Source organism: Bradyrhizobium sp. STM 3843 (genome assembly GCF_000239815.1).
GTDB lineage: Bacteria > Pseudomonadota > Alphaproteobacteria > Rhizobiales > Xanthobacteraceae > Bradyrhizobium.
Genome location: NZ_CAFK01000052.1, coordinates 1 through 14,679, shown reverse-complemented (window position 1 = coordinate 14,679; position 14,679 = coordinate 1). Strand labels below are relative to the sequence as shown.

At 63.2% G+C, this 14,679-nt stretch carries 14 protein-coding genes; 4 read left to right on the top strand and 10 right to left on the bottom strand.

The window, feature by feature from the left end:
- Window positions 1–77: 77 nt before the first annotated feature.
- The gene (locus BRAS3843_RS07610; RefSeq protein ID WP_008968215.1) at window positions 78–1,079 is read right to left on the bottom strand and encodes a D-glycerate dehydrogenase; all 1,002 of its coding nucleotides are present in this window, start codon (window positions 1,077–1,079) and stop codon (window positions 78–80) included.
- A gap of 338 nt (window positions 1,080–1,417) precedes the next feature.
- Between BRAS3843_RS07610 and BRAS3843_RS07605 the strand changes: the two genes are divergently transcribed.
- Entirely contained in the window at window positions 1,418–1,945 is a 528-nt protein-coding gene (locus BRAS3843_RS07605; protein WP_008968214.1) for an SH3 domain-containing protein, read from the top strand.
- 72 nt (window positions 1,946–2,017) lie between these two features.
- Here BRAS3843_RS07605 and irrA read toward each other — a convergent pair whose 3' ends face one another.
- The gene (gene irrA / locus BRAS3843_RS07600; protein ID WP_277996473.1) at window positions 2,018–2,488 is read right to left on the bottom strand and encodes an iron response transcriptional regulator IrrA; all 471 of its coding nucleotides are present in this window, start codon (window positions 2,486–2,488) and stop codon (window positions 2,018–2,020) included.
- 483 nt (window positions 2,489–2,971) lie between these two features.
- On the opposite strand from irrA, the gene fabA reads away from it, so the two are divergent.
- The 3 genes from fabA (at window position 2,972) to fabI (ending at window position 5,743) form a co-directional block, all read left to right on the top strand.
- The gene (gene fabA, locus BRAS3843_RS07595; RefSeq protein WP_008968212.1) at window positions 2,972–3,493 is read left to right on the top strand and encodes a bifunctional 3-hydroxydecanoyl-ACP dehydratase/trans-2-decenoyl-ACP isomerase; all 522 of its coding nucleotides are present in this window, start codon (window positions 2,972–2,974) and stop codon (window positions 3,491–3,493) included.
- A gap of 70 nt (window positions 3,494–3,563) precedes the next feature.
- Window positions 3,564–4,787: a beta-ketoacyl-ACP synthase I gene (fabB, locus tag BRAS3843_RS07590; protein WP_008968211.1), complete on the top strand. Its 1,224-nt coding sequence runs from the start codon at window positions 3,564–3,566 to the stop codon at window positions 4,785–4,787.
- A gap of 158 nt (window positions 4,788–4,945) precedes the next feature.
- Entirely contained in the window at window positions 4,946–5,743 is a 798-nt protein-coding gene (gene fabI / locus BRAS3843_RS07585; protein WP_008968210.1) for an enoyl-ACP reductase FabI, read from the top strand.
- Between the two features lie 3 nt (window positions 5,744–5,746).
- Here the strand turns inward: fabI and BRAS3843_RS07580 are convergent, their stop codons facing one another.
- The 8 genes from BRAS3843_RS07580 to infB all read right to left on the bottom strand — a co-directional run.
- Window positions 5,747–6,346, bottom strand: coding sequence for a glutathione S-transferase family protein (locus BRAS3843_RS07580; protein ID WP_008968209.1), 600 nt, complete (start codon window positions 6,344–6,346; stop codon window positions 5,747–5,749).
- 55 nt (window positions 6,347–6,401) lie between these two features.
- Window positions 6,402–7,262 (bottom strand): hypothetical protein, encoded by an 861-nt coding sequence (locus BRAS3843_RS07575; protein WP_008968208.1) that lies wholly within the window; start codon window positions 7,260–7,262, stop codon window positions 6,402–6,404.
- Between the two features lie 108 nt (window positions 7,263–7,370).
- Entirely contained in the window at window positions 7,371–7,832 is a 462-nt protein-coding gene (locus BRAS3843_RS07570; RefSeq protein ID WP_008968207.1) for a GNAT family N-acetyltransferase, read from the bottom strand.
- 243 nt (window positions 7,833–8,075) lie between these two features.
- Complete coding sequence (gene pnp, locus BRAS3843_RS07565; protein ID WP_008968206.1) at window positions 8,076–10,244, bottom strand: polyribonucleotide nucleotidyltransferase; 2,169 nt, start codon at window positions 10,242–10,244, stop codon at window positions 8,076–8,078.
- Window positions 10,245–10,603: 359 nt separating this feature from the next.
- Window positions 10,604–10,873, bottom strand: a complete 270-nt coding sequence (gene rpsO / locus BRAS3843_RS07560) for a 30S ribosomal protein S15 (protein WP_008968205.1) — start codon at window positions 10,871–10,873, stop codon at window positions 10,604–10,606.
- A gap of 2 nt (window positions 10,874–10,875) precedes the next feature.
- On the bottom strand, window positions 10,876–11,973 hold the full coding sequence (gene truB / locus BRAS3843_RS07555; RefSeq protein WP_008968204.1) for a tRNA pseudouridine(55) synthase TruB: 1,098 nt from the start codon (window positions 11,971–11,973) through the stop codon (window positions 10,876–10,878).
- A complete protein-coding gene (gene rbfA / locus BRAS3843_RS07550) occupies window positions 11,973–12,389 on the bottom strand; it encodes a 30S ribosome-binding factor RbfA (RefSeq protein WP_008968203.1) in 417 nt (138 codons plus the stop codon). Before rbfA ends, truB begins: the two co-directional genes overlap by 1 nt.
- Window positions 12,390–12,580: 191 nt before the next feature.
- Window positions 12,581–14,679 (bottom strand): translation initiation factor IF-2 (gene infB, locus BRAS3843_RS07545; protein ID WP_050886382.1); only part of this gene is annotated, 2,099 nt, incomplete at its 5' end.

The window sequence follows — 14,679 nt, the reverse complement described above, 5'->3', positions numbered from 1 at the left end:
CACCTGCAATGTGACGGCACCGACGCACATCATGACACGCGCGATCACGACATCGAGGATGACGCAGAAGCCGTGGCCTACAGCATGCTCGGCAGCACGCGATCCGGCGGCTTGTGGTTGTCGAGGAAGGTCTTGATGTTGATGATGACCTTTTCGCCCATCTCGACCCGGCCCTCGATCGTGGCCGAGCCCATATGCGGCAGCAGCGTCACCTTCCCGGCCTTGGCCAAGCGAACCAGACGCGGGTTGACCGCGGGCTCATGCTCGAACACATCGAGCCCGGCGCCGGCGATGTCACCGGCTTCGATCAGCTTCGTCATTGTCTCTTCGTCGATCACCTCGCCACGCGCGGTATTGACGATGTAGGCGTCCTTGCGGATCAGCTTCAGACGCCGCGCCGACAACAAGTGAAACGTCGCCGGCGTGTGCGGACAATTCACCGAGATGATGTCCATGCGCGCCAGCATCTGATCGAGGCTTTCCCAATAGGTCGCGCCCAGCTCTTCGGCGATGCGCGGCGCCACCGGACGCCGATTGTGGTAGTGGATCTGCAGGCCGAAGGCGCGGGCGCGGCGTGCCACCGCCTGGCCGATGCGCCCCATGCCGATGATGCCGAGCCTTTTTCCCCCGATGCGGTGGCCGAGCATCCAGGTCGGTGACCAGCCCGCCCAGTTCTTGCCCTCAGTCAGGATCGAGGCGCCTTCGATCAACCGCCGCGGCACGGCGAGAATTAGCGCCATGGTCATGTCGGCGGTGTCTTCGGTGAGCACCTTCGGCGTGTTTGTCACCGTGATGCCGCGCGCGACCGCTGCGGTCACGTCAATATTGTCGACACCGTTGCCGAAATTGGCAATCAGTCGCAGCTTGCCGTCGGACACATTCAGAATGTCGGCGCTGATGTGATCGGTCACCGTGGGAACCAGCACGTCCGCGGTGCGCACGGCTTCCGCCAGCTGCTCCGTGCTCATCGGTTCGTCGTCGAGATTGAGCCTCGCGTCGAACAGCTCGCGCATGCGGGTTTCGATCGAGTCCGGCAGCTTGCGCGTGACGACGACGAGAGGCTTTTTCCTAACCGACATGTCCTGCTCTCATGAGATCCTTCAGACCTCATTAACCCGGTTCGCCGAAACTACCGTCGCAGCCTGTGCCGGCGTTCCCTGGGATGGTCTCCTCGGATCTGTGGTGGGTTCCCGATCCGTCCCTTGAAAGGAGTCGCCGGACGTTAAGCCGCGTCCTGGCCGTTGTGTCGGTCCTCTGTAGCAGAAGACCGGCTCAAGACAAGGCGCAGGACCAACCCGGCAAGCTCCCGAACGTACAAGGGGGGTATCCGGCGGGTCGATGGGGATTGGGCGAAAGATTGCATGCACTCGACCTGAGCCGAGGCGTCAATCTGACGAGGGAGAGTGAGTTGCGTTTGATGGCGTTGGGGCGTTTGTCTTCGTTCGTGCTGCTCGTCACGGGCTTGCTGGGGATTGCCGTCAGCCCGGATGCGTCGGCAAAGGATTCCACACCCACCACCAGCGGCCTGCCGGTGCCGCGCTATGTCAGCTTGAAATCCGACCACGTTAATGTGCGGGCCGGTCCGACCAAGGACAATGATGTGGCCTGGGTCTATACCCGCTCAGGTCTGCCGGTCGAGATCACCGCCGAATATGAGAACTGGCGCCGGGTGCGTGATTCCGAAGGCGCCGAAGGTTGGGTGTATCACTCGCTGTTGTCGGGCCGCCGCACTGCGGTGGTGACCATGAAGAAGAAGGATGATCTCGCTTCGCTCTACGAGAGCGCCGACGAGAAGAGTTCGGTCACGGCGCGCCTGCAGGCGGGCGTGATCGCGCAAGTGAAGAAATGCGATGGCGGCTGGTGCCACGTCGCCGGCAACGGCTTCGATGGCTGGATCGAGCAGCAGCGGCTCTGGGGCGTCTACGCCGACGAGCAGGTGAACTGAGGCGTTCTGCTTCAAATCAAATGGCCGGGGCGAGCCCGGCCATGATGCAGACATTCTCGTTGTCGCGGTGTCTCAGCGTCGCTTGCGCAGGCGCACCACCATGTCGATCCGTGAAATTTCGTAGCCCTCGGGAACCTCGGGCAGCTTGGTCAGCGCCAGATGCTGATCGGGAATGTCGACCAGCTCGTGATTGTTCTCGAGGTAGAAATGGTGATGGGTGGTGACGTTGGTGTCGAAGTAGGTCTTGGTGCCGTCGACGCTGACCTGACGCAGGAGGCCTGCGTCAGTGAGCTGATTCAGCGTGTTGTAGACGGTTGCCAGTGACACCGGAACCTTGGCCAGCGTCGCTTCCTCGTAGAGCATTTCTGCGGTCAAATGCCGCGCGCCCTTGCCGAACAGCAGCCAGCCCAGCGCCATGCGCTGGCGCGTCGGACGCAGGCCGGCGGCCTGCAGCATTTCATTCACGTCGTGCCAGGGACAGCCGTTAAGCGCAGGCTCCCGCGCCTTGCCCGCCCTTTCATGGCCGGCCCGGTCATCCCTCACGATCGATGCGTTGTCGCTCGCGTCCACTTCAAGCACCGCAATTCATACTTACCCGCTTTGATATATGGAGAGGAAATGCTTCACATGCAAGCGCTTCGCAACTGACCCTATCTAGAACGCCCCTAAATTGCACTGGCGTCCTGGGCGCTGCGGTTTGGATGCGGCGATTTACCTGGATCACGGCGCTTTGCCACGGAGCGCCCCTATGTTAGAGAGCGGCCGGACCGGAATGGCCCGTTTCGGCAAGGGCTGGTGTGGCGGATCGGACATTTGCTTGTCGGAGCCGGGGCACGAGCGCCATCTTGCCTTGAGCTTGCCGTCTGGCGTCGCTGTCGTCAGGTATTTGCCTAAAGGTATTTTTACCTCATGGAGCCTGGCACAAGCTGTCCGTGCCGAGTTTGGTAAACGGGCGCTTGAACGGCGACACAGGTCCAATTTCGCGCAAAAATCTCCATCGGAGATCGTTGAGGAGACTGGTTGAGAATGCTGGATCGGCGCGGCGTTTATGAATACGAGGATCTGCTGGCTTGCGGGCGTGGCGAGCTGTTTGGGCCCGGCAATGCCCAGCTGCCGCTGCCGCCGATGCTGATGTTCGACCGCATCACGGAAATTACCCAAGCGGGCGGTGAATTCGGCAAGGGCCTGGTGCGGGCCGAGCTCGACGTGAACCCGGATCTCTGGTTCTTCAGCTGCCATTTCAAGAACGACCCGGTGATGCCGGGTTGCCTCGGCCTGGATGCGCTGTGGCAGATGGTGGGTTTCTACCTCGGCTGGATCGGCGGTGAAGGACGCGGCCGGGCGCTCGGCCTGGGTGAGCTGAAATTTTCCGGCCAGATCATGCCGACGGTCCGCAAGGTTGTGTACCAAGTCGACATCAAGCGCGTGATGCGCTCAAAGCTGGTGCTCGGTATTGCCGACGGGTGGCTTTCCATGGACGGCGAGATTATCTATCGCGCCAAGGATCTGAAGGTCGGCTTGTTCAAGCAAGGGGCCGCGCCGTCTTGAACCGGCGGAGGGCCAAGATAGACATTGGAGCAGGCGTGATCGCGCAAGAAAAGGTTAGGGCGAGGCGGACATGAGGCGGGTTGTCATCACCGGGATGGGCATCGTCTCATCGATCGGCAACAACACTCAGGAAGTGCTGGCGAGCCTCTATGAGGCGAAGTCGGGCATTACCCGTGCCGAGAAATATGCGGAGCTCGGTTTCCGTTCGCAGGTGCAGGGTGCGCCGACCCTGGATCCGTCAGATGTCGTCGATCGCCGCGCGATGCGCTTTCTTGGCCAAGGCGCGGCCTGGAATCATGTCGCGATGGAGCAGGCCATCCTGGATTCCGGCCTGGAAGCGAACGAGGTTTCCAACGTCAGAACCGGCATCATCATGGGCTCGGGCGGGCCTTCGACCCGCACGCTGGTGGAAGCCGCCGATATCACCCGCACCAAGGGGCCGAAGCGCGTCGGGCCTTTCGCAGTGCCGAAGGCGATGTCGTCGACAGCCTCCGCCACGCTGGCGACCTGGTTCAAGATCAAGGGCGTCAACTACTCGATCTCGTCGGCCTGCGCGACCTCGAATCACTGCATCGGCAATGCGTACGAGATGATCCAGTACGGCAAGCAGGACATGATGTTTGCCGGCGGCTGCGAGGAGCTTGACTGGAGCCTGTCGGTGCTGTTCGACGCGATGGGTGCGATGTCGTCCAAGCACAACGAAACGCCGGCAACAGCCTCGCGCCCCTATGACGTCACGCGCGACGGTTTCGTGATCGCCGGCGGCGCCGGCGTCGTCGTGCTCGAGGAACTCGAGCGCGCCAAGGCCCGTGGCGCCAAGATTTATGCCGAGCTCGTCGGTTATGGCGCGACCTCCGATGGCTACGACATGGTCGCTCCGTCGGGCGAAGGGGCGGAGCGCTGCATGCAGATGGCGCTGTCGACGGTGAAGACCAAGATCGACTACATCAACCCGCATGCCACCTCGACTCCGGCCGGCGATCCGCCCGAGATCGAGGCGATCCGCAAGGTGTTCGGCACGGGTGAGAAGTGCCCGCCGATCGCGGCCACCAAGGCGCTCACCGGCCACTCGCTCGGCGCGACCGGCGTGCAGGAGGCGATCTACTCGCTTCTGATGATGAAGAACGGCTTCATCTGCGAAAGCGCCAACATCACCGAGCTCGATCCGGCGTTTGCCGACATGCCGATCGTGCGCAAGCGCATCGACAACGCCAAGCTCGGCACCGTGCTGTCGAACTCGTTCGGGTTCGGCGGTACCAACGCCACGCTCGTCTTCAAGCAGCTCGACGCTTGATCATTCCGCATGGCCCGAGAGGGGCCATGTTGGTGAGGAAATCGCGCGGGTGCCGGTCTCAATATCTTGACGGCCGGCGCGTCTGCTGGCGAGGTGCAGACAGAGCTGCTCTGCGCGCGCAGCAGAGACCATCCCCGGCAGTTAGAAAGCACCATCCCATGCACGAGCTAATGAACGGCAAGCGCGGGCTGATCATGGGCGTCGCCAATGATCATTCGATCGCCTGGGGCATCGCCAGGACGCTCGCCGCCCACGGCGCACAGATGGCCTTCACCTATCAGGGTGACGCGCAGGCCAGGCGGCTGCGGCCGCTGGCGCAGACGGTTGGATCCGACATCGTGCTGCCTTGCGATGTCGAGGACATCGCCAGCGTCGACAGCGTGTTCGAGGCGCTGAGCAAGGCGTGGGGCCGCCTCGATTTTCTCGTTCATGCCATCGGCTTCACCGACAAGAACGAGCTTCGCGGGCGATATGCCGACACCACCCGCGAGAATTTCCTGCGCACGATGCTGATCTCCTGCTTCTCCTTTACCGAGGTGGCGAAGCGCGCCGTGTCCTTGATGACCGACGGCGGGTCGATGATCACGCTCACCTATGGCGCTGCGATGCGCGCAATGCCGAACTACAATGTGATGGGCGTCGCGAAGGCGGCGCTGGAATCTTCAGTCCGCTATCTCGCCGCCGATTTCGGCCCACAGCGCATCCGCGTCAATGCGATCTCCGCCGGCCCGGTGCGCACGCTCGCCGGCTCCGTGATCGGCGATGCACGGGCGATGTTCGCGTTTCAGCAGAAGCACTCGCCACTGGGACGCGGGGTCACGCTGGACGAGCTTGGCGGCTCCTCGCTTTATCTGCTGTCCGATCTCGCCGGCGGAGTGACCGGCGAGATCCATTACGTCGATTCCGGGTTCAACGTGGTGCTGCAGCCGCGGCCGGAGAACCTGCCGCCGGAATAAGCTTTACTGCCCGGACGCCAACTTCTCGGCGCGCTGGAATGCGGGCCGCGCTGCGCAGCGCGCGATATAGGCGTCGAATGACGGGCGCGACGGCACCATCTTGAAGATGCGGATCGCAAAGTTCAGCCCGGAGCCGATTACGACATCGGCTGCGGAAAAGTTCTCGCCGAGAATCCAGGGGCCGTTCGCCAGCGCTTGGTCGAGCACGTCGAACACGCGCGTCGCCTCGCCCCATCCCGCGGCGACCGGGTTCATCTCGAGCTTGGTCGCGACCTGCACGATCGCCGGTTCGATGCAGCCGGGGGCGAAGAACAGCCATTGCAGATATTTCGCCCGCTTGGGATCGTCGATCTCGGGCGCGAGCTTCGCGTCCGGACAGCGCTCGGCGACATAGGCGCAGATCGCCGCCGCCTCGGCCAAGCTCACCTCGCCGTCCTTCAGCGCGGGCACCTTACCCATCGGATTGATCGCGAGATAATCCGGTGCCTTCTGTGCGCCGGTGGTGACATCGACGAGAACCCGCTCATAGGGTTGGCCGGTTTCTCCCAACATCCAGAGCGCGGTGAACGAGCGCGTGCGCGGTGCCCAATAGAGCTGCATCATGGCTGAATCCTCCGGGGTTGTTAGATGATTGGGAACAGGCTGCGCGGTTACGGGCTCAATGCGTCTCCAGGTATTTTGGCAAGTCACGGTCGAGCTTGTCGGCAACAAGCGTCCGGATTCGCTCCCGGAGGAGGGGACTGTTCGAAGCGGCCGAGGGAGGATCGGGAAAATCCGCATTGTCGAGCTTCTTGAGAGGATCCTCAGTGATCCTCATAGACTCCGCAAGTCTTGCGCCGGTATCCGCAGCAAAGCTGGTGATCCGCTCATAGGATTTTCCATCAATCAGGCTGATGGCGATGTTCGCAAACAGATGCGAGTGCCTGATGAGCCGTCCGAGGCCTTGATTATACGTCCCGATCCCGTTCAAGACGAGACGGGTGCCCGGGATTACTCCCTTGAACTTGGTTACGACCAGATAGCGCTCGCAATTCGCATTCGCGGTCACGTCGCGGACAATAGCCGGGAGGCTCTCGTGCGGATCGGGCAGGAATCTTGATTTTGGATTGTAGTACGGCTCGAACGCTCCTTTCGGATAGTTGATCCTTCGGACATTTGGATCGCCGCGCATCGCAGCGCGTACGCGTGCGACCACAAGGTCATCAAGTCCCCACCCCGCGATCGGTACTTCGTTCACCTCAGTCTCGAATATCGTTACGCCGAATTTGTCCACCTCAAAACGGTCTTCAACGACCGAGATTACGCCGAGGGTGCAGGGACCGCTTTGCACCGCGGCGGCGGGTTTAGCCCCGCTCTTGGCCTTGCTCGCCGACTTCTTTGCGGCCGTTTTGGCTGGTGCCGCTGATGTGGCTTGGGACGAGGATACCTGCGCTGAAGGAGCCTGGGTTGAAGGAGCTTGGGCGGATGCAGGGACCGACCACCAAGAGGCAATGAACACAACAAGCGCAACACGCAGCATGATTAGGCCCGCGGCGGATTGCCGCCTCTGATGAAACGAGTTATTCCAGCCTCGTGAAACTAGAGCGTGTTCATGGAACCGGCAAGCGGAACGTCGTGCACGCATGCATCAGGCGTTTTCAGTCGGGCGCCGCCAGCGATAATATTTCATCATCCGACCGTGCGAGGGCTCGACCTCTTCCCCCTCGAACACGAAACCCTCGCGCTCGTACCAGCGCCAGGCCTTTTCGTTTTCGCGCACGCAGCGCAGCCAGATCTCATCCGGTAGCAATTCGCGGGTGAAAGCCAGCAGCCGCCGGCCGAGTGATCGGCCCTGATGGGCTGGCGCGATCATGAGCTGGTCGAGATAGAGTTTCGGCACGTGCACGGCCAGCATGGCGGCGAGTTCGCCGTCATCATCGGTGACATAAAGGCTCCAGCCGTTCGCCATTTCACGCGGCAGCCGCTCTTTCAAATAGGTGAGCAGCGCTTCGCTCGGCGACTCCAGTCCGGTCGAGCACCAGCTGTCCATCCATAGCTGGGCGATCGCGTCATATTCGGACGGTTGGGCAGGGCGGATGATGAGGGACATGGGGGCCTGACGCTGCCGCCGGCGATCCGTTGCGGCGGTAAGTTGCAATTATGAATGCCGTCATTGCGAGGCGCAATGACGCCGGCCCGTTCGCCGAAGCCCCTGCCTGCTTGCGCTCGCAATGACGGCGGAGCCAGGCCTGCCTTCGTCTCGAACGATGTCGATCGCAGCGATGATCAAACCACCAAACAAAAAGGGCGACCCGAATGGGCCGCCCTTGATGTCGTCGATCGTGGCTGCGGCTTACTCGCCGGCGGCCTCGCGCGGCGCGTCGGCCGCTTCCTTGGCTTCCGCCTTCTGCTTGGCTTCGAGGTCCTCGCCGGTGGTCTGGTCGACAGCCTTCATCGACAGCCGGGTCTTGCCGCGATCGTCGAAGCCGAGCAGCTTGACCTTGACCTTGTCGCCTTCCTTGACGACGTCGGTGGTCTTCTGCACCCGCTTGTCGGCGAGCTGAGAGATGTGGACGAGGCCGTCACGTGAGCCGAAGAAGTTCACGAAGGCGCCGAACTCCATCACCTTGACCACGACGCCGTCATAGATCTGGCCGACCTCAGGATCGGAGGCGATCGACTTGATCCACTTGATCGCGGCCTTCATCGCCTCGCCGTCGTTGGAGGCGACCTTCACGGTGCCGTCGTCCTCGATGTTGACCTTGGCGCCGGTCTTCTCGACGATCTCGCGGATCACCTTGCCGCCGGTGCCGATCACTTCGCGGATCTTGTCAGTGGCGATCTTGAAGGTCTCGATGCGCGGCGCATATTCGCCGAGCTCGGCGCGGGCGGCGGTCAGCGCCTTCGCCATCTCGCCGAGGATGTGGATGCGGCCGTCTCTAGCCTGCGCAAGCGCCACCCGCATGATCTCCTCGGTGATGCCCTCGATCTTGATGTCCATCTGCAGCGAGGTAATGCCGCCCTCGGTGCCGGCGACCTTGAAGTCCATGTCGCCGAGATGGTCCTCGTCGCCGAGGATGTCGGACAGCACCGCGTAGCGCTTGTCTTCCAGGATCAGGCCCATGGCGATGCCCGCGGTCGGCCGCTTCAGCGGCACGCCGGCATCCATCAGCGCCAGCGACGAGCCGCAGACGGTCGCCATCGACGAGGAGCCGTTGGACTCGGTGATCTCCGAGACGACGCGCACCGTGTAGGGGAATTCATGGTGCGGCGGCAGCACCGGGTGGATGGCGCGCCAGGCCAGCTTGCCATGGCCGATCTCGCGGCGCTTGGTGCCGCCGAGCCGGCCGGTCTCGCCGACCGAGTAGGGCGGGAAGTTGTAGTGCAGCAGGAACGTCTCCTTGTACGTTCCCGACAGCGCATCGATGTACTGCTCGTCCTCGCCGGTGCCGAGCGTGGTGACCACCAGCGCCTGGGTCTCGCCGCGGGTGAACAGCGCCGAGCCGTGAGCGCGCGGCAGCACGCCGACCTCGCAGACGATGTTGCGGACGGTCTTGACGTCGCGACCGTCGATACGGCGGCCGGTGTCGAGAATGTTCCAGCGGACGATCTTGGCCTCGAGCTCCTTGAACACGTCAGCGACGCGGAGCTTGTCGTATTTCGGTTCCTGCCCTTCCGGGAAGAAGTGCGCCATCACCTTCTCTTTGGCGGCGCCGACGGCGGCATAGCGCTCCTGCTTGACCGGAATCGCATAGGCCTTGCGCAGCTCCTGCTCGGCGATGCCGAGCATCTCCTTCTCGAGCTCGCCATTGTCGATGATCGTGACCTCGCGCGGCTCCTTGGCCGCCTTCTCGGCGAGCTCGATGATCGCGTTGATCACCGGCTGGAAGTGGCGATGGCCGAACATCACCGCGCCGAGCATGATGTCCTCGTTGAGCTCCTTGGCCTCCGATTCCACCATCAGCACGGCGTCGGAGGTGCCGGCGACGACGAGGTCGAGCTGGGTGTCGGCCATCTCGTCGAGCGTCGGGTTGAGGATGTACTCGTCATTGGCGAAGCCGACGCGGGCGGCGCCGATCGGGCCTTTGAACGGCACGCCGGACAGCGTCAGCGCAGCCGAGGCCGCGACCATCGCCAGCACGTCCGGATCGTTCTCCATATCATGCGACAACGTGGTGATGATCACCTGGGTCTCGTTGCGCCAGGCATCGACGAACAGCGGGCGGATCGGGCGATCGATCAGGCGGGAGACCAGCGTCTCCTTCTCGGTCGGGCGTCCCTCGCGCTTGAAATAGCCGCCGGGAATGCGGCCCGCGGCATAGGCCTTCTCCTGGTAGTCGACGGTCAGCGGCAGGAAGTCGACGCCCTCGCGTGGCGCCTTGGCCGCGACGACGGTCGCGAGCACCACAGTCTCGCCATAAGTGGCGATCACGGCGCCGTCGGCCTGACGGGCGATCTTGCCGGTTTCTAGCTTGAGGGGCCGTCCACCCCAGTCGATCTCAACGGAATGCGTCGTAAACATCGGTATCTTCTTTCTTCGGATTGACGAAGGAGGACGCTCCAGAAACAAAAAAACCATGCGCAAGATGGCAGGACGCTGACGTGCGATCAGCGCCCTGCGATCCTGCCATGGTTTTTATCTTTCGGATGGCGTCCATCCTTTCGGTAAGTAACGGGCACCTTGCCCGTCACGCCCAGCGGCCGGATTGCTGCTGGACATACTGCATGAACTGTGGACGGCCCGGTTGAGACAGCGGCCTGCTGTTCCTCGCCGATCACGCCCAACGACACGAACCCGCGCCTGACAGCCGCGAACCGGCGGCTTTCGCAAGCTCATGCAAAAACGCGCGCCACATTGCGCGCGTCATTCCCAACACAGCCTTAACGGCGAATGTTGTGCTTCTCGATCAGCGCCTTGTAGCGCGCCTCATCGGTCCGCTTCAGGTAGTCGAGCAGCGAGCGGCGCGTCGAGACCAGCTTCAACAGGCCACGGCGCGAATGATTGTCCTTGCCGTGGGTCTTGAAATGGCCAGTGAGGTTGTTGATACGTTCCGAGAGGATCGCAACCTGCACCTCGGGCGAGCCGGTGTCGCCAGGCTTAGTGGCATTGTCCTTGATGACTTCCGCTTTGCGTTCTGCGGTAATCGACATCGTCAGTCTCTTTCGTTGCGACCGGCGCTGGCAGTCAGTCCGGTCAGGTTGAACACGCGCTTGGGGATGAGTTCGCCGTTGCCAATTTCGGCAAGCGCCAGAAGGCGGCCTGCGACCGTGACATAGACTGTGCCGCTACTATTGGGCGCATCCCGTCCGCGCAACAAAACGGCCTGGCCCCGGTGGAGCCTTGCCGCATCAGCCCGAGTGACGGCCAGTGCCGGGATGTCGTCCAGCGCGGTCTCAACGGGCAAAAGCGCGTCGGCGAGGCTACCCTCGCCGGACGCGGCTCTATTGCATAAAGCCTCCAACTGTTCCAGCGGAATCATGTCGTTCTCGGTAAACGGACCGACCAGGGTCCTCCGGAGCGCGCAGATATGGCCGTAGCAGCCGAGCAGGCGGCCGATGTCGCGGGCCAGCGCCCGGACATAGGTTCCTTTGCCGCATTCGGCCTCGAACACCGAACGCGAGCTATCTATTTGTTCTACAAGCGTTAATTCGTGAATCTCGACCGGGCGGGGGGCCAGCTCGACGACCTCGCCGTCCCGCGCCAGGTCATAAGCGCGTTCGCCCTGGACCTTGATCGCCGAATAGCGCGGCGGAACCTGTGCGATCAGCCCGGTGAACTGCGGCAGCAGCGCTTGAATCGCGTCTGCGCTCGGTCTGAGCTCGCTGGTGTGCACCACCCGGCCCTCGGTGTCGTCCGTGTCGCGCTCCTCGCCCCAGCACACGGTGAAGCGGTAGCGCTTGCGGCCGTCCATCACAAAGGGAACGGTCTTGGTGGCCTCACCGAGCGCGATCGGCAGACCGCCGGAGGCAAGCGGATCGAGGGTGCCGGCATGCCCGGCCCGCTTGGCCTGAAACAGCCGCTTCACGACCGCCACCGCCTGCGTCGAGGTCATGCCGATCGGCTTGTCGAGCACCACCCAGCCGTGAATGTCGCGGCGATCGCGTCGCGGCTGGTTGCCCTGACGCTGCTTGTTGCGCGGATCGTTGTTGTCGCGCGGCGGCGTGCGTACTTCGATGGATTTGTTAAGTCGGATTTCGCCGGCTTCGACTTCTGGTGCAATGCCGGCACCGGTTTCCGGGGGAATGTTCATCAGTTGTCTTCCGAATCCGAATGAAGATCTTTTTGCACCGCTGGCGTTCGCAATAATTTCTCGATCCGTTCCGCCTCGTCGAATCGTTCGTCGACGCGGAAGCGAATCTCGGGTGCAAATTTCAGGTTAACGCGACGCGCGATCTCTCCGCGCAAAGTCTTCTTGTTGCGCTCCAGCGCCGCGAGCACGATCTCCGTGTCGCGTCCTCCGAGCGGCATCACGTAAATGGTGGCAAGTTTCAAGTCGGGCGACATCCGGACTTCGGGCACCGTAATGATGTGGCCCTCAAGGTCCGGGTCATGCGCGCTACCGTGCGAAAGAATCTCGGCAACAGCGTGGCGCACGGTCTCGGCCACGCGCAGCTGGCGCTGCGAGCCGCCGGAAGCGGCGCTTCCTTTTTGATGATGGCGAGGCATTTTGCAAAATCCAATTGGCAATCGCCCGCCGAAACGCGGGTGATCGAGCCCATGTTGGTTGAGTTCAACGACGCGGGCTTTTGTTCAACGATCTGTCGCGTTCAAAAGCTGCGTCGCGTTCAAAAAACTACGAACGCCCCGCGAGAAGCGGGGCAATCGCAGTCAGGTTCCAACGCTCGTAAGATTTGGACTTACAGCGAGCGCTGGATCGTCTCCACGCGATAACACTCGATCACGTCGCCGACACGCATGTCGCCGTAGCTCTCGAACGCCATGCCGCATTCCTGGCCGGCCTGCACTTCCTTCACTTCGTCCTTGAAGCGCTTCAGCGTCGACAGCTTGCCCTCGTGAACCACGACGTTGTCGCGGATCAGGCGAACATTGGCACCGCGTTCGACGGTGCCGTCTGTGACCCGGCAGCCCGCGACCTTGCCGACCTTGGAGATGTTGAAAATCTCCAGGATCTGCGCGTTGCCGAGCATGGTTTCTCGAAGCGTAGGAGCAAGGAGACCGCTCATCGCCTTCTTCACGTCATCCACGAGATCGTAGATGATGTTGTAGTAGCGGATCTCGATGCCGTTGCGCTTGGCGGCCGCGGCCGCCTCCTTGTTGGCGCGGACGGAGAAGCCGATGATCGCGGCATTGAAGCCTTCCGCGAGCGTCACGTCGGACTCGCTGATGCCGCCGACGCCGGCATGCAGGATGCGGGCGGCGACCTCCTCGGTGCCGAGCTTCTCCAGCGAGCCGAGAATGGCTTCGAGCGAGCCCTGCACGTCGGCCTTGATGACCAGCGGGAATTCCTTGCGGCCCGCCGTCTTCAATTGCGACATCATCTGCTCGAGCGAGCCGCGCATGCCGGAAATGTTGGCGGCGGCATTCTCGCGCTTCTGGTGCGCACGGTAGCTGGTGATCTGGCGGGCGCGGGCCTCGTTCTCGACCACGGCGAGACGATCGCCGGCTTCCGGCGGGCCGTTGAAGCCGAGCACCTCCACCGGCACGGCCGGACCGGCCTCCTCCAGGGTCTCGCCCTGGTCGGAGATCAGCGCGCGGACGCGGCCCATCTCGGCGCCGGCGACGATGATGTCACCGACATGCAGCGTGCCGCGCTGGACCAGCACGGTCGCGACCGGGCCGCGGCCGCGATCGAGCTTGGCTTCGATGACGGTGCCTTCCGCCGGACGATGCGAGTTGGTCTTCAGATCGAGGATTTCGGCCTGCAGCGCGATCATCTCGAGCAGACGATCGAGGTTGGTCTTGTTCTTTGCGGAGACCTCGACGTCGACCACGTCGCCGCCGAGCGATTCGACCTGCACCTCGTGCTGCAGCAGCTCGGTGCGGACGCGCTCGGGACGTGCGTCGGGCTTGTCGATCTTGTTGATCGCGACGATCATCGGCACCTTGGCCGCCTTGGCGTGGTTGATGGCCTCGATCGTCTGCGGCATGACGCCGTCATCGGCCGCGACCACCAGCACGACGATGTCGGTGACCTTGGCGCCGCGGGCGCGCATCGCGGTGAACGCGGCGTGGCCGGGCGTGTCGATGAAGGTGATCTTCTTGCCCGAGTCAGGCGCGGTCACCTGATAGGCGCCGATATGCTGGGTGATGCCGCCGGCCTCGCCGGAGACCACATTGGCGTGGCGCAGCGCATCGAGCAGCGAGGTCTTGCCGTGGTCGACATGGCCCATCACGGTCACGACCGGCGAGCGCGGCTCGGTATCGGTGGAATCGTCGACGACGTCGAACAGGCCTTCCTCGACGTCCGAGGCGGCCACGCGTTTCACCGTGTGGCCGAGCTCCTCGGCGATCAGCTGCGCGGTGTCGGCATCGATCACGTCGGTGATCTTGTGCATCGCGCCCTGCCGCATCAGGAGGCGGATGACGTCGACCGCGCGCTCCGACATGCGGTTCGCCAGTTCCTGGATCGTGATCGCTTCCGGAATCGTCACCTCGCGGATCAGCTTTTCCTTCTGGTCGTTCGCAGAATGACCCTTCAGGCGCTGGGTGCGGCGGCGGAAGGAGGCGATCGAGCGCTCGCGCACATCGTCGGCGTTCAGCGCCGTGACGACGGTCAAGCGGCCGCGCTGCTTCTGGGGGGCCGGCTTGTGGGTGGTCTTCGGCGCAGCGACAGGACGGGCCGCGCCACCGGGACCACGGCGGATCTGGCGCGGACCTTCATCCTCCTCGGGTTCTGCAGCAACGCCAGGCGCCCGACCGAGAGGGCCTCCCGCGGGCCTGGCGGCAGCGGGACGCGCGCCGGCCGGCTGCGCCGTTCCAGGGCGGGCACCGGGGC

What these genes read in the sequence shown, in the direction of transcription:
- pnp (WP_008968206.1), bottom strand. Translation starts at nt 10,244, where the DNA reads ATGTTTACGACGCATTCCGTTGAGATCGACTGGGGTGGACGGCCCCTC.
- fabA (WP_008968212.1), top strand. Translation starts at nt 2,972, where the DNA reads ATGCTGGATCGGCGCGGCGTTTATGAATACGAGGATCTGCTGGCTTGC.
- rpsO (WP_008968205.1), bottom strand. Translation starts at nt 10,873, where the DNA reads ATGTCGATTACCGCAGAACGCAAAGCGGAAGTCATCAAGGACAATGCC.
- fabB (WP_008968211.1), top strand. Translation starts at nt 3,564, where the DNA reads ATGAGGCGGGTTGTCATCACCGGGATGGGCATCGTCTCATCGATCGGC.
- BRAS3843_RS07580 (WP_008968209.1), bottom strand. Translation starts at nt 6,346, where the DNA reads ATGATGCAGCTCTATTGGGCACCGCGCACGCGCTCGTTCACCGCGCTC.
- rbfA (WP_008968203.1), bottom strand. Translation starts at nt 12,389, where the DNA reads ATGCCTCGCCATCATCAAAAAGGAAGCGCCGCTTCCGGCGGCTCGCAG.
- BRAS3843_RS07610 (WP_008968215.1), bottom strand. Translation starts at nt 1,079, where the DNA reads ATGTCGGTTAGGAAAAAGCCTCTCGTCGTCGTCACGCGCAAGCTGCCG.
- truB (WP_008968204.1), bottom strand. Translation starts at nt 11,973, where the DNA reads ATGAACATTCCCCCGGAAACCGGTGCCGGCATTGCACCAGAAGTCGAA.
- BRAS3843_RS07605 (WP_008968214.1), top strand. Translation starts at nt 1,418, where the DNA reads ATGGCGTTGGGGCGTTTGTCTTCGTTCGTGCTGCTCGTCACGGGCTTG.
- fabI (WP_008968210.1), top strand. Translation starts at nt 4,946, where the DNA reads ATGCACGAGCTAATGAACGGCAAGCGCGGGCTGATCATGGGCGTCGCC.
- BRAS3843_RS07575 (WP_008968208.1), bottom strand. Translation starts at nt 7,262, where the DNA reads ATGCTGCGTGTTGCGCTTGTTGTGTTCATTGCCTCTTGGTGGTCGGTC.
- BRAS3843_RS07570 (WP_008968207.1), bottom strand. Translation starts at nt 7,832, where the DNA reads ATGTCCCTCATCATCCGCCCTGCCCAACCGTCCGAATATGACGCGATC.